Genomic DNA, 25,792 nt, shown 5'->3' on the forward strand with positions numbered 1-25,792 from the left:
CTGATCAACCTTTCAGTTCGATTGGCATTTTGAAAGCCCAGTTTGTCATATCTAAACGGTCCGGGCTTTTTTATTTGGGCACTAGTTTTTAACTGATAGTTCCTTATCTAAGAGGCAGCACCTTTCACTGTTTTAAACTATGACTTTTGTCTCCAGTTTATTCGTGCTATAATGAAAGGGTTATGACACAAACGAATAAGGGACGAAAATATGCAGTTGTTGATTTAGAAGCGACTAGCGCTTCCGCAGCTGCCCAGATTATTCAGGTTGGTATTGTCATTATTGATCAGGGCCAAATTGTCCAGACCTATGAAACGGATGTCAATCCGCACGAACCTTTGAATGAGCATATTGTAGAGTTAACGGGAATTACTGACCAGCAGTTGTCTCAGGCACCAGATTTTTCGCAAGTGGCAGGGGATATTTACGAGTTAATTCAGGATTGTATCTTTGTCGCCCACAATGTTAAATTCGATGCCAACCTGTTGGCAGAGCAGCTTTTTTTAGAAGGCTATGAATTACGAACTCCTCGGGTGGACACAGTCGAGTTGACTCAAGTTTTTTATCCTACCCTAGAGCGCTATCGGTTGATAGACTTGGCCGATCATTTGAATCTAACTCTGGAACATGCTCATACTGCTCTGGCAGATGCCTATGCAACGGCACAGTTGTTTTTAGCCACCCAAGAGAAAATTGCTGGTTTACCGCGTTTAACTGTTGAGCGTATCTTAGATTTCGCTGATCACTTACTTTTTGAAACACGTTTAGCCATTGATGATGTTTTCTCAAGAATGTCTGCCTATTTATCAAAGGACTTTGTTGAAGTTCAAAATTTGGTCATACGCAGAGAATCTCCCTTTCTGAAGGAAAGGCGTCTTTCTACTGACTTTGCGACCAACTTGGCGCTGTTGGATTTAGAAGAGAGAAAAGAGCAGCTCGCCTTTGCTGATAAGATTAGTCAGCATTTTGAACAAGAAGGTCCTTTATTTATTCAAGCTCAGGCAGGTATCGGAAAGACTTATGGCTATTTGCTGCCCCTCTTAGCTAAAAGCACTGAGGAAAAACTGATTGTGACTGTACCGACAAAAATTTTACAGGACCAAATCATGTCGCAGGAAGGTAGGCAGCTGGCGCACATCTTTCACATCAATATTCATAGCTTGAAAAGTCCGCAAAATTACATTAAGCTAGATAATTTTGATCGGAGTCTAGCCAAGGCAGACACCAATCGGCTAGTTAACCGCTATAAAATGCAGCTTTTGGTTTGGTTGACGCAAACCCATACTGGGGATTTAGACGAAATCAAACAGAAGCAGCGTTTTGAAGCCTATTTTGATCGCATTCAGCACGACGGTAAACTTAGTAAAAAATCTCCTTTTTGGGATGTTGATTTTTGGCTGCGTTCGTATAAGAGGGCTCAGACCTCACATGTTATTATTACAAACCATGCTTATTTTCTAACTCGTGTTGAAGATGACAAGGATTTTGTTAAAGACAAGATTCTAGTGATCGACGAAGCGCAAAAACTATTCTTGAATTTGGAGCAGTTTTCCCGTAGGCAGGTCAATCTCAATACTGTGATGAAAAAATTGCATACCCTTCTGGAGCATCCTCATCCTCATGTCCAGCAGCGGCTTTTAGAAAGTTTGCAGTTTGAGCTGTCTAATTTAAATATTCAATTTTATCAAAATCACCGTACAGCTGTTGCCAAGCATCAGGTTGAAAAAATTAGACAGGATCTAGCGGAAATCGAAGCAGCTGAGCTAGCAGAACTCAAAAGTGCTTTCGCATCGGATTTTTCGGATTTTTGGCTCAGCCAAGATTGGTCGCAAGAGCACCGTCAGACCCTGCTCAATAGTGCTCGTCTTGATTTTGTGAACTTCAGGGATCTTTTGCCTCAGACCCTAAAAACCTATTTTGTATCGGCTACATTGGATATTAGTCGGCGGGTTTCTCTACCTAATTTGCTGGGATATGAAAAGTTTGACTTTGCTCGCATTTCCTATAAGCAGGAGGACAATCAAGCTATCTGGCTAGACACGACCATGCCCGATATTCCCAGCCTGTCTGCCCAAGATTATGCTCAGCTATTGGCTGATAGAATCACCGACCTAAAACAGCTTGGACAGCCCATATTAGTACTTTTCAATGCTAAAAAAGCCATGTTTGATGTATCAGAAATTCTTGATAATAAACATCTTCCCCATCTCTGCCAATATAAGAATGGCTTAGCTGCTAATATTAAGCGCCGTTTCGATAAGGGGGAGAGTCACGTTTTGCTGGGCACAGGCTCTTTCTGGGAAGGAGTTGATTTTGCCAATCAAGATCAACTGATTGAGGTCATTACCCGCTTACCTTTTGATAATCCACAAGACCCCTTTACAAAAAAACTTAATCGCCAGTTGACCTTAAACGGCCGTCATCCTTTTTATGATTACAGCCTACCGGTGACTATCTTGCGGCTCAAGCAGGCTATCGGCCGCAGTAAGCGCAGGCAGTCTCAGCGTTCAGCTGTCCTCATTTTAGATAGTCGAATTAAAACGAAGCACTACGGTTCTCTTATCGCTGATGCTTTGATGCAGCAGTTACCCTTAAAAGAGCAAAATTTTCAGGAAATATTGGCAGAAATGGCGCAATTTTTCAGAAATATTTGATATAATAAGGACTATCAATGTATAAAAGGGATGGTGGCATGAAAAGGCTGAAAATTAAGCATTTTTGGCGTTATTTGTTTGGTGTTTTAGGACTGCTGGTTTTAGTAGCGGTCGGTATCTTCTTTTTCTTTAAGGCAGCTCTAAAGCCCAATCAAGATGCTAGAAGTCAGGCGATTCAAACGGCTAAAGAATATGCGGACTTCGCTTCGGTTTCAGATTTTAACCAGTACAATGGCAGGGAAGTTTTTTACACTGTTTTTGGCAAGAACCAAGATGGTGAGACCATTATGGTAACCATCAATAAGAAGCATCAGGGACAGGTTTATGTCTACAGAGCTGATCAAGGCATTAAGGCTGAGCAAGCCCAAGATACTGCTAAAAAAGAAGGTGCCCGTAAGATCCAGAAAACCACTTTTGGTATGGCAGAAGGGGTTCCTATCTGGGAAGTTCGAGCCGACGGTGCTTACTATTTAGTAAATTTTGAAACAGGTGATCTGGTCAAGAAGGAGGGACTATGACCTATTTATCAAAGCGAGTATTAGAAATGAAAGAAAGCGTGACCCAAGCAGCTGGCGCTAAGGCTAAAGAACTGCAGGCGCAAGGAAAAAATATCCTGAGCCTGACCTTGGGAGAACCTGATTTCACTACACCAAAAAACATTCAGAATGCCGCTATTGAGGCAATTAAAAGCGGCCGAGCTTCCTTTTATACGCTGGCCTCCGGTCTTCCGGAGTTAAAAGATGCCATCAACAGCTATATGAAACGTTTTTATGGTTATTCCGTTGAGCGCAATCAGATTGTCGCAGGAACTGGAGCTAAATATATTCTATATGCTTTCTTTATGGCAGTTATCAATCCTGGGGATGAGGTCATTATTCCAGCACCTTACTGGGTGTCTTATGCCGATCAAATCGAAGCAGCGCAAGGACTTCCCGTCTTTGTACAAACGAAGGAAGAAAACAACTTTAAGGTAACTGTCGAACAGCTAGAAGCTGCTAGAACTGATAAAACCAAGGTTTTCCTGCTGAATTCTCCATCCAATCCTACAGGAATGATTTACACCGCAGAAGAATTGCGGACAATTGGTGATTGGGCTGTAGCGCATGATATTCTAATTCTATCGGATGATATTTATGGCCGCTTGGTCTATAATGGTGCAGAATTCACACCGATTTCAACCTTATCAGATACTATCCGTCAGCAAACCATCGTTATTAATGGAGTTGCTAAATCTTATGCCATGACGGGATGGCGTGTTGGATTTGCGGTTGGACAGGCTGATATTATTGCAGCTATGAGCAAGATTATTGGCCAAACTACTTCTAATTTAACAACAGTAGCCCAGTATGCTGCTATTGAAGCTTTCGCTGGCGATCAAACCAGCGTTGAAATCATGCGTCAGGCCTTTGAAGAGAGGTTAAATACGATCTACCCTCTTTTGGAAGAAATCCCAGGCTTCAAGACGGTAAAACCACAAGGTGCTTTCTACTTCTTTCCAAATGTCAAGGAAGCCATGAAGCTCAAGGGCTTTACGGATGTGACCGAGTTTACCACGGCTATCTTGGAGGAGACGGGTGTTGCTTTAGTGACTGGAGCTGGCTTTGGAGCTCCTGAGAATGTTCGACTCAGCTACGCTACCGATTTGGATACCCTCAAAGAGGCCGTTCAACGCATCAAGGCATTTATGGAGAAATAATTGGTAGCTGTCAGCAGGTAAGCTTGAAAGTGAGAGTTTAGAATATGGGGTTCTAGTATCTGTGAGTGCTACTATCCGGACCGCAAAGTAGCCTTTTTAATAATCCTGACGGATATAATTTAGGCTGTTTGCTAGAAAAACGAATAAATTAGAAAAGGGAAAAGAATTACATGTCAACAAAACGTGTTACGATCAGTCAAGTAAAAGACTATGTGGGTGAAGAAGTTACCATTGGTAGCTGGGTTGCCAATAAGTCTGGAAAGGGGAAAATTGCCTTCCTTCAATTGCGCGACGGCTCTGCCTTCTTCCAAGGGGTTGCCTTCAAACCTAACTTCATCGAAAAATATGGTGAAGAAGAAGGAACGGAAAAATTTAACACCATTCGTCATCTTAATCAGGAAACGTCTGTCTATGTGACCGGTATCGTTAAAGAAGATGAACGTTCAAAATTTGGCTATGAACTGGATATCACCGATGTTGAGATTATCGGTGAATCAAATGATTATCCAATCACACCAAAGGAACACGGGACAGACTTTTTGATGGATAACCGCCATCTTTGGCTGCGCTCGCGTAAACAAATGGCGATTATGCAAATTCGTAATGCCATCCTGATGGCCTCAACAGAATTCTTTGATAAGAATGGCTTTATCAAATTTGACAGCCCTATTCTTTCAGGAAATGCTGCCGAAAATACTACTGAACTTTTTGAGACGGATTACTTTGGTTCCCCTGCTTTCTTGAGTCAGTCAGGTCAGCTCTATCTTGAAGCGGGTGCTATGGCCCTTGGCCGTGTGTATGATTTTGGTCCCGTTTTCCGTGCTGAAAAGTCTAAAACGCGTCGCCATTTGACGGAATTCTGGATGATGGACGCAGAATATCCCTTCTTGAGTCATGATGAATCACTTGATTTGCAGGAAGCTTATGTCAAAGCTTTGATCCAGGGCGTCTTGGAACGCGCACCACAAGCGCTTGAAATCTTGGATCGTGATGTTGAAGCTCTTAAACGCTATGTCACTGAGCCATTCAAGCGCGTGTCTTACGATGATGCTATCGACTTACTTCAGGCTCATGAAAATGATGAAGGAGTGGATTACGACCATCTTGAGCATGGTGATGACTTTGGTTCTCCGCATGAAACATGGATTTCAAATTACTTTGGAGTCCCGACCTTTGTTGTCAATTATCCAGCAAGTTTCAAAGCTTTCTACATGAAGCCGGTTCCTGACAATCCAGAGCGCGTGCTCTGTGCGGACCTCCTAGCACCAGAAGGTTATGGTGAAATCATTGGCGGGTCCGAGCGTGAAACAGATTACGATAAACTTATGGCCAAGATTGAAGAAGAAGGACTTAATCCAGAAGATTACGACTTCTATCTTGACCTTCGTAAATACGGGTCAGTCCCTCACTGTGGGTTTGGACTTGGCTTAGAACGCATGGTAACTTTCGTCGCAGGTACTAAGCACATTCGTGAAGCCATCCCCTTCCCACGTATGTTGCACCGCATTAAACCTTAAGGTTATTATGCTTACTGCTATCAATTATTCTCCCTCTAAAGTTAGAGTTCTAAACTCTAATTTTAGAGGTTTTTTTATTACACTTATATTATAAATTCTAGTTATTTTAGTAGCACTCTCAAAAGGTGGTGAAATAAGGAGGTTATCACTTATGGACACCTTGGTGTCAAAACATGCTAGGAGCATCTGGACATAATAAGCGGCCGTTACTGACTATACGAAGAATTCTTGAAACTTGATCTTCAGAACTCTGTAGTCTGTTTGGAATTGAACACACACTCGTCAAAGCAGCATCTGGACTACAATTAATGTTAGAACAAATTATTCCTGTCTCTAGTTTAAGATATTTTATATATAACTAGCACCTCGGGTATCTTAGTCTCTTTTATTAATGTTACAAATAAATTACTTTTTCTTTATTTGTACACATTAGCTAAAAATGTAATAGTTTTTTTTCAAAAAATTAGTAGTATAAGTTACTGTAATTGAATAACTAATTTTGGAGGAGTTTATGTCGAACAATCGTATTGGAATAAAATCTTACGGGGTATCTATCCCATATTTTAGACTTCCTGTGGAAGAAGTGATAGGAACTTGGAAAAATAATAGTGTGGATTATATAAAAAACAAGATTGGTATAGAACGCCGTACAGTGGTATCTTCTGATGAAGATACACTTACCCTAGCTATGGAAGCTGGTCAGATTGCTATTTCTAATTTTAAAGAAAATATTGAAAAAATAGACAGTATTTTACTTGGCAGTTGTACTACACCAGATATCTTCAAAAGTAATGCTAATCAACTCATGTCATTTTTATTAAGTAAACATGATTATTTTGGATGTGATATAAGGGCATCTGAAAATTCTGGGATGGCTTCTTTAGCCTTGGGATATTCTCTAGTTAAATCGGGTTTAAGTAATAATAGTTTAGTATTTGGCTCTGATACATTAAGCAAAAATATATTTCCAAGTGAATTAAGGGAACCCTATATTGGTTCGGGAGCATCAAGCATTATATTAGGTAAAGGAGAGGAAGTACTGGCTGAAATTATTGGAATAGGGAATTCGAATGATTCCTTTCCTGAACAAGGGAGAACAGAAGACAGTAGATACTTACGTGTTCTTGCTAATCTAAATCACTCTGTAGTCAAAGAAGGTGAGATTAAAAGAAGTATAGAATCTATAGGTAATGCTTTGAATGATGCTTCGTTAAAAGCAAATGATATAAATTATTTTGCTTTTCAAGAAAATATAGGGCAGACATATACTGAAATTTCTAATTTTTTTAAATTTGATAATTCTATAAACCAAGAAGTTTTAAAAGATATAGGCTATTTAGGATCAGCTTCTCCTATAATTGCTATGCTATTAGCTCTTGAAAATGCAAAAGTAGGAGACACTATTTTAATGTGTGGTTATGGTCATAGTTCAGGATCCACAACAATTATTTTTAGAGTAAATAGGAAAGTTAATTTTAAAAATAGGATAATAGATACATTAAAAAGTTATAGAGAGATTAGTTACTCTGAGGCAATGAAATATGAATTTAAATATAGCCAGCCAGAGATATCATTAGGTACATTTATTTAGTAAGGAGATTGATAATGAGTATACAAATTCAAGTAAGTGGAGTTGGATGTACAAATGCTCCTGGGTTGCCGCATATTGATAAATCATTTAAAGAATTACTAGTAGACGCGGTCTACAAAGCATTGGATGACGCTGATATTTCTCCTAATTTAATTGATGGTGCCAGTTTTTCTTATGCAGGAGAGGGGGAAATTGGACACGGAGGAATTGTTCCCACATTGGTCGATGCATTGGGTTTAGCTCCTTTAGAAGCTTATATTAATATCGGAAACTGTGCGAGTGCGCATATGGCTTTTTTACAAGGCTGTGAAATGATTGAGAGTGGGCGCTATAAACATGTTTTGGTGGCAGGATTTGATAAAATGACAGATATACTGCCCTTTGAAAATTACATGTTAATGTCAACAGATAGTTTATATGATTATAATTTGGGATTTTCTCATATTGATTCTTTCTTATTTCAACAAGAGTATATAAGTAAATATAAAATTAGTCCCCAAAAACTAAGGGAATCTTTATTAAAGTTCTCAATATTAATGAGAAAATATGGAGCTGCAAATGAAGTTTCCTCAAACTTTGGAAAAGATATCCCTACTTTAAAAGAGCTTGAGACGCAACCCTTTTTTGGTAATGCTATGAATGCTGGGGAGGGAGCAAGTGCGATTATATTATCGGCAACAGAAAATGAGAGTAGAAATAGTAGTGATAATAAAGAAAAAATTATCGTGGCTGGCAGAGGATATACGAATACTTCACATTATATACCACACAGGTATAGTAAAGCATTATTTCCCCATAATTTCCTAAATAGTGATCTGGGGCTATTTAATGGGGTTCCTTTAGAAATAGCCATAAATAGAGCATATTCAGAAGCTAAAATTAGTGTAAAAGATTTAAATATTTTGGAATTATATGATCAAGGGCTCAATGGATTTATTTCTATTGAAGCAGCTGGTATTTGTTCAAAAGGTGAAGCGGTCGAGTATATATGTAACGGAGGAGGAACGATTGATAGTGCAATAGCGATAAATACAGATGGAGGTAATATTGCTCGGGGACATGCAGGTGGAGGTGCCAGCTTATATCAAATTATTGAAATTGTGAAACAACTACAAGGTAGAGCTTCTGGATTCCAAATAAAGAAGAGAAAGTACGGATTATCTACTGTAATAGGTGGCGCATATGCTACAACTGCTGCTGTAGTATTAAAGAATGAGGAGGTCTAAATGTTTTCTAATGAACAGCTCGCAAATCCTACTATAGAGTCCTCTCTTAAAGACTGGAGGGAACAAGGCGGACTAACTAGATTGGAAGGAAGTGAATGCTTAAATTGCCATAAATTATTTTATCCAAGACGATTTGTTTGTCCATGTTGTTTTTGCAGAGAACTAAGTACTTACAAGTTTTCAGGTAAAGGAAAAATAAAAAATATTGAAGCAAATTCGATCTCACAGGTTGCTATAATCGGCTACAGAGAATTAAGTCCTAGATACCTATCGATAATTGAGTTAGAAGAAGGAATAGATATTTTAGGGGAAGTAATAGAATGTCCAGAAATTGATAATATTAATAGTCTAATAGGTCGTCAAGTCATATCGGTGATTAGAAAACAATCTCGATCAGCAAATACTAGTTGGAAGTATGGTTATAAATTCAAATTGAAAGAAGGATAAGGATGAGTAAACAATTATCAAGTCTACAGCAGTCAATTATTTTAAATCAGCAAATGAAACCAGATAATGCTTCTTATAACTTGCCTTACTTATGGAAACTCACTGGTCTAGTAAAGGTTAATAGATTATATTCTTCAATAATGAATGCCTTCAATAATCATAAAGTATACCACTCCTACTTGAAAGATGGAAAGTTAGTATATGATGGTAGTACTAAATTTAAACCTAAAATTATTGAATTGGCCTGTTCTACTAATCGAGAATTTGGTAATACTGTTATGAAACAGGTTAAATTATTTGCAAATACCCCATTTAATAATAATATTTGGCCATTGCAACAGGCGATTATTTTTATCAATACATATGATTCTTCAGATGAATATTATCTCTTTCTTAATATAAGTCATTTAATTTGTGATATCTATAGTGCTTATGAATTGATAAATGAAATTAGTAAGGGTTATAATAATGAGTTTATCCCTCTCGAAGAAGAGAGTTCTACTTCTATCAAAAAAGTTAATGAAAAGCGAGAGCAACGAGCTAAAGATTATTTTGCTTCAAAATTATCTCTGATAAAATCATTAGAGCAGTCTTCTTTGGAAATAGATAACTCTACTAGCAGAAAAAATATTGATATCATCATTTCTAGAGATATTATTGAGAGATTAATGAGATTATCTAAGAAGACAGAATTTGAAGTACTACTTACGTCATACGTCATTTTACTCTCTAGTATAACCTCCCAACAGATTGTAACAATCGGAATTCCACTTGCCAATAGGCGTTCCTATGAAAGGCATGCTCATGGTTGTTTTGTCAATAATCTCCCATTGATTATTAATTTAGAAGAATCGGAAACGCTTTATGAACTATTAGATGATGTGAGTTCAAATTTACATAATCTTTTAAGATTTCAATTCTTTGATTTGCAATACCATCTGAAAGAATTAGTTTCAAAGAGAGAAAATTATAAATTTATGAATAACTCAGTTACTCTCTATAAGTATGAAATTAATTTTAACTTTAATAATATTGATTGCGAAAATATTATTATTGATCAAACGAGCCCCATGTTTCCGTTAGCAATGGAGTTTGAAAATCGTAATGATGATGTTATCGTACATATTCAAACTAGTGGTCAATACAGTCCATATTATATTGGAAAATATTTTGAAAATGTTCTTTTGAATATGGATTCTTTGTCAAAAAAAATTACTAATATTTCCGAAATGGGAGACCGACTACATAATGAGTTAATTGAATTAGAAAACAATAAGACAGGAGTCGCTCTACCAGCTGTTAATAAATCTGTACTAGATTTGTTTCATAACGAGTGTATTATACATCCTGATTCCTTTGCCGTTAAATATATGGACAATGCCATTACATATAATAATTTAGATATTTTATCAACACAGATATCAAATAAATTAAAAAACTTTAACTTTGAAAAAATAGTAGTGTCAGTAGAATCTGATCATCGCTTAATTGCTATTATTTTGGGTATATTCAAGTCTGGGAAAATTTATATACCTTTAGATAAAAGTATGCCTGATCAGAGAAAAAGTGCCATATTAGATCAATTAGATGATGTCCTAGTTTTAACTGATTACAATAGTTCTATCTTTAATGAACGGATAAATCTAAATATCGAAGATTTCTTAAAAGATGTAGAGAATTACGATAATAGAGTGGAAAAATCTATTAATGAAGTTGCTTATATTATTTTCACATCAGGTTCAACAGGTATACCAAAAGGAGTTGAAGTAAAGCATAGTTCACTATTTACTCTAATGGATACTTGCAAAAACAATTTAAAAAGCCCTCTTGAAAAAAACTGGATTTTATTTCATTCATATGGTTTTGATTACTCTATTTTTGAAATTATTGCACCTATCACCTCAGGAGGGATATTAAATATTGTCCCTATGAGTATAAGAAAGTTTCCTGATCGTTTTCGTAATTTTTTAATTGAGAATAACATTAATATTTTAACACAAACCCCATCAGCTTTCTTATCTTTACAAAAAGTTGACACTTCTCTAGATAGTTTTATTGAATCTCTAGAATATATCTTTATTGGTGGAGAGGATATTAAATTCTCAGATTTAGCGATGTGGTTTGATAAGTATGGTTATAATAAACCAAAAGTATTTAACCTTTATGGTCTAACAGAAACAACTATTATTTCTACTGCTCATCAAATTTCACAGTACGATGTAAACAATAAAAAGAGAAATAATATCGGAAAATCAATTAATAATACCTTAGTTTTCGTTAAAAATAAAAACAACAAAATGGTATTACCAGGCTTTGAAGGAGAACTAGTTATTTCTGGACCAGCTGTATCGAAAGGATACTATAAAAATGAGGCAAAAACCAAGGAAGTGTTTGATCGAAGAAATAACACATTCCGAACAGGTGATTTAGTTAAATTACTATCAAATGGTGATATCCAATATATTAGTAGAATTGATAAACAGGTACAAATTAGTGGCCACAGAATAGAATTGGGAGAGATTGAAAGTGCAATTAATAGTTATTTTTATTGCGAAGAGTCCTATGTCATGTCTCAAGATTTTGACACTGGGGATAGGAGGCTCATTGCCTACTATAAATTAACTTCATATGGGAAAGTCACGGCTGATATTATAAGAAGAGAAGTAAAATCAAAATTACCAGATTATATGATCCCTTCATTTTTTATTGAAGTTGAAGAGTTTCCTCTTAATACGAATGGGAAAATAGATGCCTCTAAGCTACCCAAAATAAAAGTAAACAAAGGACTAGGAAAACAAGATATTCAAACTCTTGATAATATTGAAGCGACAATCTTATCAAGAGTTATATACATATGGAGTAATGTATTAGGCACTAAAGTAAATAAAGACGATAATTTTTTTGAAGTTGGAGGAACATCAGTTTTAATTACAGAAATATATTATAAGATTTTAAAAGAGTTTGAACTTTCAGAGAATGATATAACAATGATTGATTTATTTGATTATGTCACTCCAAGTGAAGTATCAAAATTTATTGAAAATATACTGGAGGCAAGTTTACAAAAATAATAGTTAATTGATTGTTTATCCTAATTTAGAGCATACTAAAAAGAGATCTTACCACCTGATTTTTGAAAATTAGTATACGTTGAATCCGTGCTATCGTGCAAAATGAATGGCATCTTGAACAGACATCATTTTATCTGAATTTCTTAGTTCAGTAAGCCCTTGAAAAACAAGATTATAGTTTTCTTATTTTAAGAGGACTTGATAATAGCCCCCAGTAGTCTTTGATAGATAGCGATAATAGCTTTTCGATGCATCTCTTGAGTTTGAGATATTTGTTTCTAAACTTGGGGTGCTTCTCTGACTCGACGACAGCGTTAGCGATTTGAACGAGGAATGTTTTGAAGCATCTTCCGCATTTAGAAATGCGAGTAGAGTATTCTTTCTAGCACTTTCATTGTTTGCAGGAACTAATCCTGCCTAAGAACAGAGTTTTCCAGCAGTTTCAGAGGCCATCATATCTGCTCCAATTTCAGAGATGATTCTTAGTGTAGATAATTCTTCCTTGAAACCAAAGACGGTTTAACCTGATTTTGGTAGTCTTATCCCAGTTCCTAAATCATCTGGTCTAAGTCTTTTTTACAGATGGCTAAGGCATCGTAGTGGGCCTTGATGACTCTGATGACTCAGCTTGCTCAGGTGTCAAATCGCCCTCTATATCGATTTCCAAGTCGTGGACTTTATTCTTTATTCTCTTGTGAACCAGCTGCTCAATGTTTGTTTTCTCCTCTGGATTGTCAAGGATACTTTTAATAATAGCTTGAGCACTCTTTCCCAAGACATCGAAAACGACCCTTGTCATTTGGAAGTTGGACCAAGTGAGACAATTTTAGTAACGATTTTTTCGCTAACCTAAAGTTAATCAGCTTTATGCGATAGCGAGAGAAGTAACGAGGTTGGCGGATTTTCAGAGGTGGGATAAAGCTAGAAACAACGAAATCATATTTGAAGAGGTCGGTAATCCATTGAGCATCTTTTTTGTCGGTCTTCTTCTCACGAATCGCTTTAGCATACTTGGGATGAGCCAAGCAGATGTTGTAGGAGTCTCCGAGGATATTGAAGACAGGAATCCAGTGTTTCCTAGTGGATTCTATACAGACATCAAAGCAGAAGTAGTATTCCAATCAATCAAGGAGCTGAAGAAGTCCATTCGTAAAGGTAGGAAAGTTGTTTACGATGGTAGCTAGTGATTCTCTAATTGTCGGTGATGGTAATAACCGCTACGATAAAGGTTTTATGCATATCAATGCCATAACAATTGAGATAAACGATTTTTAACATGAGGGATCTCCCTTCATCAAATTTGAGAAGTAACTATCCCTTTACTCCCTTGACTACTCATCCCTTACACGAACGGCTTATTCAAGTCCATGCTTAGAGTCACAGTTAGTTGTGCTTGATGGGATGAATCACACCCATAAATATCTGAACTACTCACTTACTCTCTCCCCGTAATTTGTAGTAGTGATAGATCTTCTTACTTTAATTATAGATCAAAACAAAGGACACAGCACCTTTTCATTCAGTGTTGTGCCTTGAGTGAAAGGAAAGGATTATAATAATGAGAAAATACGCAATTATTGGAATAGCAGGACGTTTCCCAGATGCTAATACTCCGGCTCAATTTTTTGATAATTTATTAATGGGAAAGTCGTCATTTCGAAAATTAAGTAGTACAGAAGTAGAGGAAAGTCCTTATTCTCAAGATGAACATTTTATTCCAGTAACTTCAACGATAGATAATGTTTATGGTCTCGATATAGATCTTTTTAAAATGACTGCGGCTGAGGCAAGATTGACAGATCCTCAACAACGTATATTTTTAAAATGTTGTTATGAAGCTTTAGAAGATGCTTCGCATGTAAATAGTAAGGATAGAATCGGAGTATTTGCTTCATCTGCACAGAGCTCTTATTTAATATCTAATATTTTTAGAAATAAAGGATTAGATATTAGATTTGACTATTCTACCTATATCGGGAATGAAACAGATTTTAATGCTACTCGTGTATCTTATAAGCTAAATTTAACAGGACCATCTATGTCTGTACAAAGTGGCTGTTCTTCAGCACTTGTTGCGCTAAATGAGGCCTGTCGCAATATAGATTTGAACACCTGTGATTTAGCTTTAGTGGGTGGTGTTAGCATTACTTTTCCATTAGCTAGTGGCTATAGCTACAAGGAGGGAACAACTTTTTCTAGAAGTGGACAACTTAGGGCTTTTGATAAAGATGCTGATGGTATGATCAAGGGGGATGGATGTGGTGTAGTTGTTATAAAACCTTACGATCGCGCATTATCAGATAATGATAATATTTATGCTGTTATTTCTGGTATTGGAATTAACAATGATGGAAATAATAAAGTTGGGTATACTGCTCCATCAGTTCGTGGAGAGTACGCGGCCATCAAAGATGCGCTTATTTCTTCTGGAATTAATCCCGAACACATCGATTATATTGAAACCCATGGAACAGGAACAAAAATTGGAGATCCAATTGAGGTTAGAGCGCTATCCAAAGCGTATAATTTCCAGACTCCCCATAGGATAGGTTCAGTAAAATCTAATATTGGTCATTTAGATACAGCTTCAGGAATTATAGGACTTATTAAAGGAGCATTGATACTTAAAAACAATATTATTCCAAAAAGTATTGGCTTCACTTCAGAAAATCCTCAGGCTAATTTAGAATCCTCTAGATTATTTGTAGATACACAAGAAAACATTAAGCTTCCCCAAAATAGGAAAAATTACGTGGGTGTGTCTTCATTTGGCATAGGGGGTACAAATGTGCATGTGATCTTAGAAAGTTGTTTATCTACTGAAAATAGCAAAAAAGAAGAATTAGAAAATTATGTCCTCCAGATATCTGCTAAAAGCAAAGTTAGTTTGGATAGTTATAGGAATAAGTTAGCGGTATTTTTAGAAAATCACTCTGAACTTAAATTAATTGATATTACACGAACTTTGAATGAAGGTCGAAAAAGTTTTGAAAATAAGTATAATTTTGAAGCAGCTAACATTCCAGAGTTGGTTAGAAAGCTATATAATAATGAAACTACCGATAGAAATCTAAGTATTGTACAAGGAGGAAATTTTGTTTCGCTACCAACATACTCATTTAATGAGCAGAATTATTCATTAACTCCGAATGAATCTTTACTGAAAAAGACAATTAGTATTACGAAGCCGAAAAATGAGGATGTAGTTGAGTCAGATGTCATTTCTGAAATTTGTAATATTTGGGGAGATGAACTTGGTGAAGAAGTTCTAGAGACAAGTGATTTCTTTGAGTTAAATGGAGATTCCCTGATTGCTGTAGGTTTAATAGATAGAATCAATAAAAAATTCAAGATTAAATTAGGGACAGATGTTCTTCTTAACTATGCAACTCCAAAGAAATTGACCGATTATATTTTAAATGATTTCCAACTCTCTGGTAAATCTAGCATTGATCTATCGAATATATACTGTTTGAATAAAGGAAAAGAAGGATCAAAAAATCTGTTTTTAGTGCATCCTGCAGGAGGAAGTGTCTTCTGTTTTAGAGAACTATTTAGCCGAATTGAATTAGATTATTTAAATATTTATGCTATTGCTTTTCCTAAAGATATTAATAGCGAACTAACACTTACAGAACTTTCTAAAATATATATTCAGCAAATAAGAAAAATACAACCAGAGGGACGGTATTTTTTAGGAGGTTATTCGTTTGGAGGAAATGTCGCAGTTGAGATGGCTAGACTTTTAGAAAAAGAAGATTTAAGTGTTGAGAAAATTTATATGATTGATAGCTTAGTACCAGATGCTTATCCAAGGGAACAGCCTCTAAAAGAGTCCTATTTACATATATTTCCTTTAGTCTTAGATTTTATGTCTACTAATAACAAATATGGTTTAAACTATATTAAAGACTATTCAAATATTGAAGTCATAGTAAATAGTATGAAAGATAACGGGGATTTATCAGAAAGTTTGGATATAAATTATATAAAAAGGGTTTTTGATATTTGGAAATCTAATTATATTGCTTTATTAAATCAATCCAAGGAAAGGGTGAATTCTGATATAATTGTCTTTTCAGCAAAAGAGAATATGCCTAATATTGTATATACTGATATGAATATTAAAAGGTGTGATGCTGAGGAATGGCAGAATTATACATCGGGTAATGTATGTGTGATTCAAGTCTCAGGAAATCATTATACAAGCATGAGCGATGATAGTAATTTAAATAGTTTAGCTGCTACTTTTGAAAATCATTTACAGAGGTTGCAATAATTATAACGATATGAGTACTATTATTTTATATAAAAAATTGGAAAATCTAACCTTGGAAGAGTCAATTAGAAATTTGTATTTTCTTTTAATAAAAGGTGGAGTTACCCCAAAAGAGTATTATAGGATTTTATCTCAAAAAAATACTAATCGTGTCTTGCAAAGTATTTCTGCCCGATATATGATTTTTGAATATCTGAAACAAAATAATTCTACTTTAAAATTTAATTTAAGTGTAAATCACTGTGGTAGACCAATTATTATTGGGTTAAATAAATTTATTAGCATTAGCTATTCTGATAATCTTGTTGTTGTTGCTATTTCGGATAGTAGTGTCGGTATTGATGTGGAGAACTCTAAAAGAAAGTTTCCCAAAATCATAATCGAAAATTGGCAGCAGGAAGAACGATTATCTGATCCCTTTAGGATATGGACAGCTAAAGAAAGTTATTTAAAGTTTTTAGGTGTAGGACTTAAGAAAGATCTGAAAGACATACTAATTAAGTGTTCAAGCAATACAAATATTATTATAGATAATAACAAAAAACAAGTAGTTAACTCCAGAACTATTAGTAGATTAGATTATGTCATTACTCTTACAAGTCAGGAAAAGTCGTTTGGAATATACTATTTTGGTGATAGATAATGTTAATAGTTCAAAGCAGCATAATTAAGAACCTTTGCAACAGCTTGTTGAATAATGGAAATATCTGCTTGTTTATTGGTTTTATCGAAAAGCTTGGTATCTCATTCCTTTATCAAGACTCATTAATCAAAGAATAACAGTCATTCCATCAGGATAGTACCGTGATTATGGATGTTTTTTCCAATATCTGTCCATTTTCCCACTCGCAACCACAAGGTTTGTATTTTTTAAGGAGCAAGTGATTGTTGCCTATAAATCTTAAAAAAGACGTGGTTTTACAGCTTTTAAAGCCTATAAATAGGGATTTATTGTGAACTAAGTTGTGTTGTGATATCAGCTTCTGTTCATGATCATGATTTCTATTGTCTACTTAGTAGAGTCTTAAAAAAGGCTCTAACACAGAAAAGTTACTGATTTTGAACCCTCTTTTGCGGTGCAATATAGAAAGGGTTCAACAGTATCATTGTTGGAGGCTCAAAGTTGTAACAAGAACCATTGAAATGGCTATTCTCAGTTTTATGTCATTGGTTAGATATTGTATTGACAGGTTATTAGGAAGAAGATTGAGTGGTCTGGAGCCTTGTCTGGATCAGACTATCTTTCTATCTTTGCTTAAAACCTAGAATTTTTTATTAGTATCATGGGGATTAGCATATTAAATCTTAAAAGATCTGATATTTTTGAATAAGTAGGAAGAGAAGTAGTATCGATCTATTTCAAAGGGGAGAATGTGATAAAGAGATCTGAGCTAGCAGGTGGCTTATCTATTTGAGATTGGTACAAACTGGCTATAATTCTGTATTTAATCTTACCATTATCAATTATTTGAATAAGTTTGTCAGCCAATGTTGTATAAGGGGAAGAATTTTATGTATGATATAAAGATTAATGTATGAGAAAAACATTGTTGGTATTAAGTAAAGAGTAAAATGAATATCTGTTGTCCAGTAATGGGAAATAATAATGATCATAATTGGAACTTGAAGAACAGCAGTATATATTCCTGGAACATATCCTTTATACTGAACACACATTCTAAGATGAATTAAGAAATGGTAGATATAAGCGATGCAAAAACCTAAATATAATTCTGTATTATAAGTTATTTGACAAATTATTGAAATAATAAGTAATAAAACGAATTCTTCCAGAACCCCTATTGAAAAAGCAGAACCATTATCAGCATATCCAAAGAATTTTATAAATTGATTTGAGGACTGAAACTTTTTACTCTTTTTCCATAATGGTACAAATATCAACTCTTCAAAATCATGTAAGATGAAAAGTATTGGTAGTATAAAAAAATTAAGCAGTAGAGTCATTTTTATCTCCTTATTATTTAGTATATGTTAAGTCTGGTAAGATTATATAATTTACTCTTTGTCATAGCAAGCAGTGATTTAATTATGTTACAAATTAGTGATTATGTTTCATTAGGAGGAGGATAATGAAATGAAAAATAGGATCTATACCTCGAAAAAAGCTATTGCTAATATCTTTTTTAAGAAACTTGAAAATAATAATTTTAATGAGATAACAATTTCTGAGATAGTTTGTGAGGCTGATTTATCAAGGAGTACATTTTATAGGTATTTTAAGGATAAATATTCTATAGTTGAATTTTTTATAGAAGATTTATTAGATACCTATTTATTAACTATTGATGAAAAAAAAATAAAGGATTTTTCCAGTTTATTGACTATATATTTTGAAATTTGGAAAAAAAATAAAAATAATTTAAAATTATTAAAGAAACATAATTTATTAGGATTTGCTCTTGATATAGAAAGAAAAAAATTTCTTAAAGTATTACCACATTCTGATTTATCGTGGCATAATGGTTCAAATAAAGATGAACTTTTTATAGATTTGATGATTATTGGAGGAGTTTGGAACACTTCTTTGTATTGGTTGGAAAATAATTTTAGGTTGGAGCCAATATATTTGTCCCAAAAAATTGTGAGTAGCTTATCTTCATATAAAATTTTTATATAATCTTGTTCCTATCAGATAAATATAATAGTTTAGTTGAGATTAATATAGATGGCTTTTGAGGCTTATCATCAATTGTAGTGGGCGACTTATAGCTAAGCACGAGAAGAGACAAAGTTTGTCTCAGACTGAAGAAAAAGTCGATTTTTATCAAAAGAATTATTGTGTTATGCTACTTTCCTTAAGTAGCACGGACAGTAGCAACTTCCTTTGGAATTTCATATCTAGATTTTGAGTCCAAGTCTCAAAATCTTCTGAACGCCAGAAATCGATTATTTCTGGCGTTTTTGCCACAGCGGAAAGTATCTGGGTCAGGCTTGTTTCATTCTCCTATTTTTCTTATAGATTGTGAATTGATACTATCCTAAGATATGTGTGTTTGTGAAATTCTAACTATAGAGTTTGTTTTCTTTTTTTCAATATACGATGTTATTTATCCCATAGACTTCGAATAGATTCTCGCTAAAACAGATATTTTGCCAATTTTTATTGAAATGTCTAGTATTAAAATATCCACAACTTAACGAGATATTTCTGCTTTAACACAAAGAAAAAGTAATGAAGAGCTCTCCTCCGTCGGAGACTTCTTCATCACTAAGATTAATATGTTTTTGTCACCAAAATAACCTTTCAATTTTCATAATAGTGTCAGCAACGTCCGAAGGTTTTTCTTTTAAATCATTTTTTATCCAAGATGAGATTACGGTCTCAAAAGAAGAACAAAACACCTGAATAATAATATCATCAGAAACTTTTGTATGAGCTTTTATATTGTTTTTTAAAGCAGGGTTATTGCTTATGAGGTTTCTTATTAGCTCTTGAACCTTTTTGGAAAATTCCATGTGAGAAGCTTGAGAAATAGCTTTAAAGTGTTTAAAATCCAATTGAATCTCTTCTAAGGTTTCCACTATTTTTTCCCTTTTGGACAAGTTGCCTTTGGAAAGGATATTCCAGAATCTTTCCAATGTTTCTTCACCAATAGTGTAGGCCAAATCGTCTTTGTCCAGAAAATGTTGATAAAAGGTACCTCGACTAACATTTGCTCGTTTTGCAATTTCACCAATCGAAATTTTGAAGTAATCTTTCTCTAATAGTAAATCAATTAAGGCGTTTTTGAGATGTTTTACACTTTGTGTCTGTCTTATTTTACTCATTTTTTCTTAATTTAACAACTTGTTCAATTTTGTTATGGCTATTTTTTACGTACTATTATATTCTTTTTTTATAAATTATCAATAAATTTCGGCGTCCCTATTTGAAACGTCTGTCTAATATTTTATTGCGTAGTTTATTATCACATTTATTCTTTATTAAGAAAGGGGACATATTAAATGTCGAATATAAGAAAAATCATCGGTTTTATCGGCCTTATTCTGGCAATGTTTATGGGAGCCCTAGATGCTACGATTGTCAACATTGCCCTTCCTGATATTATGGACAATTTACATACAGGACTGACTGATACTAGCTGGGTTGCTACAATCTATGTTTTAGCTATGTCAGCTTTTATTATTACAGCATCTAAATTAGCGGATATTTACGGTCGAAAGTTAGTCATGCTCATTGGTGTTATAGTATTTGGAGGCTTTTCATTTGCTTGTATGACTGCAAGTTCACTCCTCCCCCTCATTATTTATCGCTTTTTTCAAGGACTTGGAGGAGCGATTCTTACTCCCATTGTTTTGCCTATGGGGATTGAACTGTTTGGAAAAGAGAAAACAAGCCGAATTACTGCTGTTATAGGGGCTTTTGGAGCTATTGCGGCAGCTGGAGGCCCTGTTATAGGGGGAATCATCATTAATTGGACCAGTTATCACTGGATTTTTGGCATTAATGTTCCGATAGCTGTTTTAGCCTTTATGTTTATTTTAATTGGAACACAGGAATCATATGACTCAAGTATAACTAAGAGTATTGATTGGTTAGGAGTAATTTTTTTAACGGTCGCATTAGGAGGGTTGATTTTTGGTCTGTTAGAAGGGCGAGAATACGGTTGGACTTCTCATGTAATCGTATCAAGTTTCATGCTAAGCTTGGTAGGCTTAGTTCTTCTTATTCTTACTGAGAGAAAAGTCAAATCACCAATTATAGAACTCTCCTTATTTCGAGAAAAAACATTTACGGCTTCCAGTATTGTCTATATGGTTTTTGGCTTTGCTATTATCGTGCCTTCGTTTGTAGTGAATTATTTTTTACAAAATGTCCGCAACTACTCAGCACTGCACTCAGCTTATCTCATCGTTCCAGCTTCTCTAGCTATAGCAGTAGGTATGCCCTTGGCAACAAAAGTTTACCAAAAACTCAGTGCTAAGCTGTTAATTGGTATTGGAATAGTAGTTACAGCTGGTGGTCTATTTATGTTGGGATTTGTTGAACAGAACACTTCAAAAGGCATTATCGTTTGCTGTAATATTATTATTGGCCTTGGACTTGGTTTTATGGCGATGGCGCTTACTTCCTCAGTAAAATACCTGCCAGTTACCAAAACAGGGATCGGCTCAGGTATTGTCAACGCTTCAAGGTATATTGGACAGGCTTTAGGTATAGCTTTGCTTGTTACTATTTTAAACGGAAATATTAATACAGCAAAAGCTAATATTAAAGAAGAAGCTTATCATCAAATTGATCATCGTGTTCTATCAACAAAAGTAAAGAAAGTCGCACGTGAAGAAATAAGAAATACTTTTAAAACATCTAAAAATAGTACTAATACATCAAAGAAACAAAACACAATGGTTAAAAGAATCAAGCAAGCAGCGCAGGATAAAAGTAAATTGCCTAAGCCTAAAAAGGGTAGTGATTATCGTAAGCTTTATGATGCTAATGAGCTGATGGTTGCTGGTTCTGAAAAAATTGCTGGTGCTGTTCCACTTCCACAGTTGAAATCAAGCTTGTCCAGCCTGTCAATGGGGCAAAAGAAGATGAGTACGGCTATCCAACTATTGGCACAAAAGAAAGAGTTAACGGACTCCCTGAAAAATATTGTAAAATCTAAAAATGATGAATTGAGTCAAGCATTCGACCAAGTGTTCAATATTGGTGGTCTCATCGTTCTAGTATGCCTACCCCTTGCCTATATGACAGATAAGAAAGATTAATAATGTTGAACATGGCTCAACTTTATTATATCTGTTCTAGAAATAATGGTATTTATAAATTTGACTTTGGGGCTACTGACACTACGGGAATGTTAAGCTGATTGTCAGTTTGCAGTTCCTTTTAGGTTTTTTATTTACACGCCAAACGCATGAAGAAAATTTTGTTTTCAGAAAACTAGATTCATAATGACAAAATCAATCAAAGTAGTACACTATAGATGAGGTGACTACGATGATTGATTTTATTATTTCTGTTGATGATTGCGCAGGTGAATTGGATAGTCGTCAAGCTTGGAAAATTCATTACCCTTTGTCGACGATTCTCTTCTTGGTATTTTGCTGCCAATTGGCTGGTATTGAAACATGGACAGAGATGGAAGATTTTATTGAAATGAATGAACCATTGTTTGCGGACTATGTTGATTTGAGTGATGGTTGTCCGTCTCATGATACCTTAGAGCGTGTGGTTAGTCTTGTAAACCCAGATCGTTTACAAGAGCTTAACGTTCAATTTGAACAATCATTGACGAGCTCAGGAGCTGTTCATAAACTTATTTCAGTGGACGGTAAAACCATTCGAGACAATCGCGGTAAAAATCAGAAACCTGTTCATATTGTGACGGCTTATGATGGAGGTCATCATCTTAGTTTAGGTCAGGTAGCGGTTGAGGAGAAAAGTAATGAAATTGTTGCCATTCCTCCATTACTGCGCACCATTGATATCCGTAAAGGCATTGTGACCATAGATGCTATGGGAACACAGACAGAGATTGTGGATGAGATTATCAAAGGCAAAGGAGATTATTGCCTAGCCGTCAAAAGGAATCAAGAGACGCTTTATGACGATATTACCCTTTATTTTAGTGATGTCAACGTATTGGAAGAACTACAAGAAAAGGGACAGTATTATCAGACCATTGAAAAAGCTAGAGGACAGATTGAAGTTCGAGACTATTGGGTGTCTTCTGATATCAAGTGGTTGTGTCAAAACCATCCCAAATGGCATAAATTATGTGGTATTGGGATGACTCGTAACACCATTGATAAGGATGGTCAACAGAATCAAGAGATTCGTTATTTTATCTTTAGTTTTAAGCCAGATGTCACCGCATTTGCCACCAGTGTCCGAGGTCATTGGTGTGTCGAAAGCATGCATTGGTTATTGGACGTGGTTTATCGTGAAGATCATCATCAGACATTGGATAAAAGAGCAGTTTTTAACCTTAATCTTATTCGAAAAATGTGTTTATATTTCTCAAAGTGATGGCATTTCCTAAAAAAGCTCTCAGCTATCGTCGCAAACAACGGTATATCTCTGTTCATTTGGAAGACTATTTAGTCCAATTATTTGGAGAGAGGGGCTAAGCAGATGATTGATTTAAAAAATTATCTTTTCAAAAGTGATGTGAGGGCACAAAAAGATGAAGAGAAAGTTTTCGTGCGTAAGACGTGTTTTTTATTTGGACTTTCGTTTCAATCTTCTGAAAACTTTGCTATAATAAATGGTACAGCGATAAAGTGGTGTCTGGTCAGTCAGGCTAGCCTCCCTTTATGTTCATATTTGTCACCGCCCAAAAATAGACGATGACCACCTAATTTTAGGAGGAAGCGTAATGACAACAAATGTAATGGCTAATTACAGCTATGGTGAAGACTGCTATAAGGAGATTCCTGAGGTACTAAAACCTTACGGTGTCAAAAGTGTGGTCCTCATTGGAGGAAAAAGAGCTTTGGGAGCCACAGAGTCAGAGGTTCGTGCCATTTTGGAAGCAGCTGAGGTTGAGGTAAAGGGCAGTTTTGTTTACGGCAAGGATTCAACGCAAACTAATATTGATAAGTTAGTGGCGACTCCGGATGTCCAAAAGGCTGATGCTATCTTTGGTTTCGGTGGTGGTAAGGCACTCGATACAGCCAAGATGGTAGCAAAAGAGTTGGATAAACCGACCTTTACCTTTCCGACTATTTGTTCTAACTGTTCTGCTGGAACTGCTATTGCCGTAGTTTATAAGGATGATCACTCACTTTTGCGCTATGGCTATCCTGATTCCCCCTTGCATATCTTTATTAATACCAGAGTGATTGCTAATGCGCCTGAAAAATATTTCTGGGCTGGTATCGGTGATGGTATTTCAAAAGCACCTGAAGTCGAGCATGCTGTAGCAGAAGCTAAGAACAGGGGCCTAGTAGATCTTCCCCATACAGCTAGCTTGGGCCAAGCTGTGGCTCTGTCCTCTAAAGATGCTTTTTACCGCTACGGCGAGGCTGGTATGGAAGATGTCAAGCATAACCGACCTTCTAAAGCAATCGAAGAAATTGCACTAGATATTGTTGTTTCAACTGGTTATGCCTCCAACTTAGTTAATCAGCCAGATTTCTATTATAATTCTTGCCATGCCCATGCTTTTTATAATGGGACTACGGCAATCAAACGTTCAGGAGAATACCTACATGGAGTAGTCGTATCCTATGGTGTTTTGGTTCTGCATGCTTACTATCAAGAGCAAGAAGAGCTAGAACGTGTCGCTAGATTTAACAGGAGCTTGGGCTTGCCGATAACCTTGAAAGAATTGGGATTAACTGAGGATGATATTCCGAAAATTGTAGAAGTGGCAGTTACCACCAATGAATATAAAAATACACCATTTGATTCAGAACAATTTGCCCAAGCTATTCGTGGGGTAAATCAGCTAGGACAGCACTTATCCAATAACTGATAATGTCTCTGTGCTCTTGGCGGATGATGCAAAAAAATAACTTCTTTCTAGACACAAACGCCTTGGTCGAAGCTCCTATTTTGCTTGATCCGCGAACCCTTTCTGTATCTTAATATAAGGAGAAAACAACCATGAAAACTTTCCATACTGATAAAGCACCAGCAGCTATCGGCCCCTATGTACAGGCTAAGCAAGCAGGGGAGTTCTTGTTTGCTTCTGGTCAAGTACCCTTGTCACCAGAGACAGGAGAAGTTTTAGGGACGACCATTCGGGAACAGACCCAGCAGGTACTTAATAATATTAAAGCCATCTTGGCTGAGGCAGGTACTGATTTTGACCATGTAGTTAAGACCACTTGCTTCCTAAGTGACATGAATGATTTTGTGCCTTTTAACGAAGTTTATGCAACGGCCTTCAAAGAAGAATTCCCTGCGCGTTCAGCCGTCGAGGTTGCCCGTCTGCCTAAAGATGTCAAGGTTGAAATTGAAGTAATTGCTTACTTAAAGTAGGCGTAGATAACAAGAGATTGAGATGTCAAAAAGTGAGATCTCTTTTTCTTTTTTGGTTTGAATAATATTTTAACCTCGTTTCCGTCGTTAAGTTCGGGGGCTTTATAAGTGAGGGCTTTGAAGTACAAGTATAACTCAATCTGTCCTTCCAGACTTGGGCCCCTTTGTTAACTGTTTATTTTAACTTTGTTCAGAGCTTTTTGCCATTTTAAAAAGAGGCTGGACAAGAGTAGTATAGTATAAGTATGACTACTGCTATTTGGGGGCATTTTAAGCGTCTTACTGCTTATAAGAGCCCTCCTCTATTTTGGCTGCTTGGTTATTTATGCTATAATATGGAATAGAAAGAAGGTCT

At 35.7% G+C, this 25,792-nt stretch carries 16 protein-coding genes and 2 pseudogenes; 15 read left to right on the forward strand and 3 right to left on the reverse strand.

The window, feature by feature from the left end:
- The first annotated feature begins 182 nt into the window (after positions 1–182).
- From ACVR1G_RS04525 to ACVR1G_RS04560, 8 genes are all read left to right on the forward strand, one after another.
- Complete coding sequence (locus ACVR1G_RS04525) at positions 183–2,654, forward strand: bifunctional DnaQ family exonuclease/ATP-dependent helicase (RefSeq protein ID WP_447452012.1); 2,472 nt, start codon at positions 183–185, stop codon at positions 2,652–2,654.
- A 38-nt stretch (positions 2,655–2,692) separates the two neighbouring features.
- Positions 2,693–3,172, forward strand: coding sequence for a cell wall elongation regulator TseB-like domain-containing protein (locus tag ACVR1G_RS04530; RefSeq protein ID WP_447452114.1), 480 nt, complete (start codon positions 2,693–2,695; stop codon positions 3,170–3,172).
- Positions 3,169–4,350 carry a pyridoxal phosphate-dependent aminotransferase gene (locus tag ACVR1G_RS04535; RefSeq protein WP_447452013.1) on the forward strand — a complete coding sequence of 394 codons (1,182 nt, stop codon included), beginning with the start codon at positions 3,169–3,171 and terminating at the stop codon, positions 4,348–4,350. The genes ACVR1G_RS04530 and ACVR1G_RS04535 overlap by 4 nt, the downstream gene beginning before the upstream one ends.
- A 170-nt stretch (positions 4,351–4,520) precedes the next feature.
- On the forward strand, positions 4,521–5,867 hold the full coding sequence (gene asnS, locus ACVR1G_RS04540) for an asparagine--tRNA ligase (RefSeq protein ID WP_447452014.1): 1,347 nt from the start codon (positions 4,521–4,523) through the stop codon (positions 5,865–5,867).
- Between the two features lie 511 nt (positions 5,868–6,378).
- Positions 6,379–7,458, forward strand: coding sequence for a 3-oxoacyl-ACP synthase (locus ACVR1G_RS04545; RefSeq protein WP_447452015.1), 1,080 nt, complete (start codon positions 6,379–6,381; stop codon positions 7,456–7,458).
- 14 nt (positions 7,459–7,472) lie between these two features.
- Positions 7,473–8,684: a thiolase family protein gene (locus tag ACVR1G_RS04550; RefSeq protein ID WP_447452016.1), complete on the forward strand. Its 1,212-nt coding sequence runs from the start codon at positions 7,473–7,475 to the stop codon at positions 8,682–8,684.
- The gene (locus tag ACVR1G_RS04555) at positions 8,685–9,131 is read left to right on the forward strand and encodes a Zn-ribbon domain-containing OB-fold protein (RefSeq protein ID WP_447452017.1); all 447 of its coding nucleotides are present in this window, start codon (positions 8,685–8,687) and stop codon (positions 9,129–9,131) included. It begins immediately after the preceding gene.
- Between the two features lie 2 nt (positions 9,132–9,133).
- Positions 9,134–12,202: an amino acid adenylation domain-containing protein gene (locus ACVR1G_RS04560; RefSeq protein WP_447452018.1), complete on the forward strand. Its 3,069-nt coding sequence runs from the start codon at positions 9,134–9,136 to the stop codon at positions 12,200–12,202.
- A gap of 90 nt (positions 12,203–12,292) precedes the next feature.
- Here ACVR1G_RS04560 and ACVR1G_RS04565 read toward each other — a convergent pair.
- Positions 12,293–13,480, reverse strand: a pseudogene (locus ACVR1G_RS04565) (IS110 family RNA-guided transposase).
- A gap of 280 nt (positions 13,481–13,760) precedes the next feature.
- On the opposite strand from ACVR1G_RS04565, the gene ACVR1G_RS04570 reads away from it, so the two are divergent.
- Positions 13,761–16,481 (forward strand): thioesterase domain-containing protein, encoded by a 2,721-nt coding sequence (locus ACVR1G_RS04570; RefSeq protein ID WP_447452019.1) that lies wholly within the window; start codon positions 13,761–13,763, stop codon positions 16,479–16,481.
- 10 nt (positions 16,482–16,491) lie between these two features.
- A complete protein-coding gene (locus ACVR1G_RS04575) occupies positions 16,492–17,124 on the forward strand; it encodes a 4'-phosphopantetheinyl transferase family protein (protein WP_447452020.1) in 633 nt (210 codons plus the stop codon).
- An 821-nt stretch (positions 17,125–17,945) separates the two neighbouring features.
- On the opposite strand, the gene ACVR1G_RS04580 is transcribed toward ACVR1G_RS04575, so the two are convergent.
- A complete protein-coding gene (locus ACVR1G_RS04580; RefSeq protein ID WP_447452021.1) occupies positions 17,946–18,446 on the reverse strand; it encodes an HXXEE domain-containing protein in 501 nt (166 codons plus the stop codon).
- A gap of 130 nt (positions 18,447–18,576) precedes the next feature.
- Between ACVR1G_RS04580 and ACVR1G_RS04585 the strand changes: the two genes are divergently transcribed.
- Entirely contained in the window at positions 18,577–19,119 is a 543-nt protein-coding gene (locus ACVR1G_RS04585) for a TetR/AcrR family transcriptional regulator (protein WP_447452022.1), read from the forward strand.
- Between the two features lie 611 nt (positions 19,120–19,730).
- On the opposite strand, the gene ACVR1G_RS04590 is transcribed toward ACVR1G_RS04585, so the two are convergent.
- Positions 19,731–20,270, reverse strand: coding sequence for a TetR/AcrR family transcriptional regulator (locus tag ACVR1G_RS04590; RefSeq protein ID WP_447452023.1), 540 nt, complete (start codon positions 20,268–20,270; stop codon positions 19,731–19,733).
- Positions 20,271–20,447: 177 nt separating this feature from the next.
- Between ACVR1G_RS04590 and ACVR1G_RS04595 the strand changes: the two genes are divergently transcribed.
- The 4 genes and pseudogenes from ACVR1G_RS04595 (at position 20,448) to ACVR1G_RS04610 (ending at position 25,437) form a co-directional block, all read left to right on the forward strand.
- Positions 20,448–22,214 carry a DHA2 family efflux MFS transporter permease subunit gene (locus tag ACVR1G_RS04595; protein ID WP_447452024.1) on the forward strand — a complete coding sequence of 589 codons (1,767 nt, stop codon included), beginning with the start codon at positions 20,448–20,450 and terminating at the stop codon, positions 22,212–22,214.
- Positions 22,215–22,446: 232 nt separating this feature from the next.
- Positions 22,447–23,579: pseudogene (locus tag ACVR1G_RS04600) on the forward strand (ISAs1 family transposase).
- A 248-nt stretch (positions 23,580–23,827) separates the two neighbouring features.
- Positions 23,828–24,928 (forward strand): iron-containing alcohol dehydrogenase family protein, encoded by a 1,101-nt coding sequence (locus ACVR1G_RS04605; protein WP_447452025.1) that lies wholly within the window; start codon positions 23,828–23,830, stop codon positions 24,926–24,928.
- A gap of 131 nt (positions 24,929–25,059) precedes the next feature.
- On the forward strand, positions 25,060–25,437 hold the full coding sequence (locus tag ACVR1G_RS04610; RefSeq protein WP_447452026.1) for a RidA family protein: 378 nt from the start codon (positions 25,060–25,062) through the stop codon (positions 25,435–25,437).
- Positions 25,438–25,792: the final 355 nt, after the last annotated feature.

The sequence above is a fragment of the Streptococcus dentasini genome, from assembly GCF_053206945.1.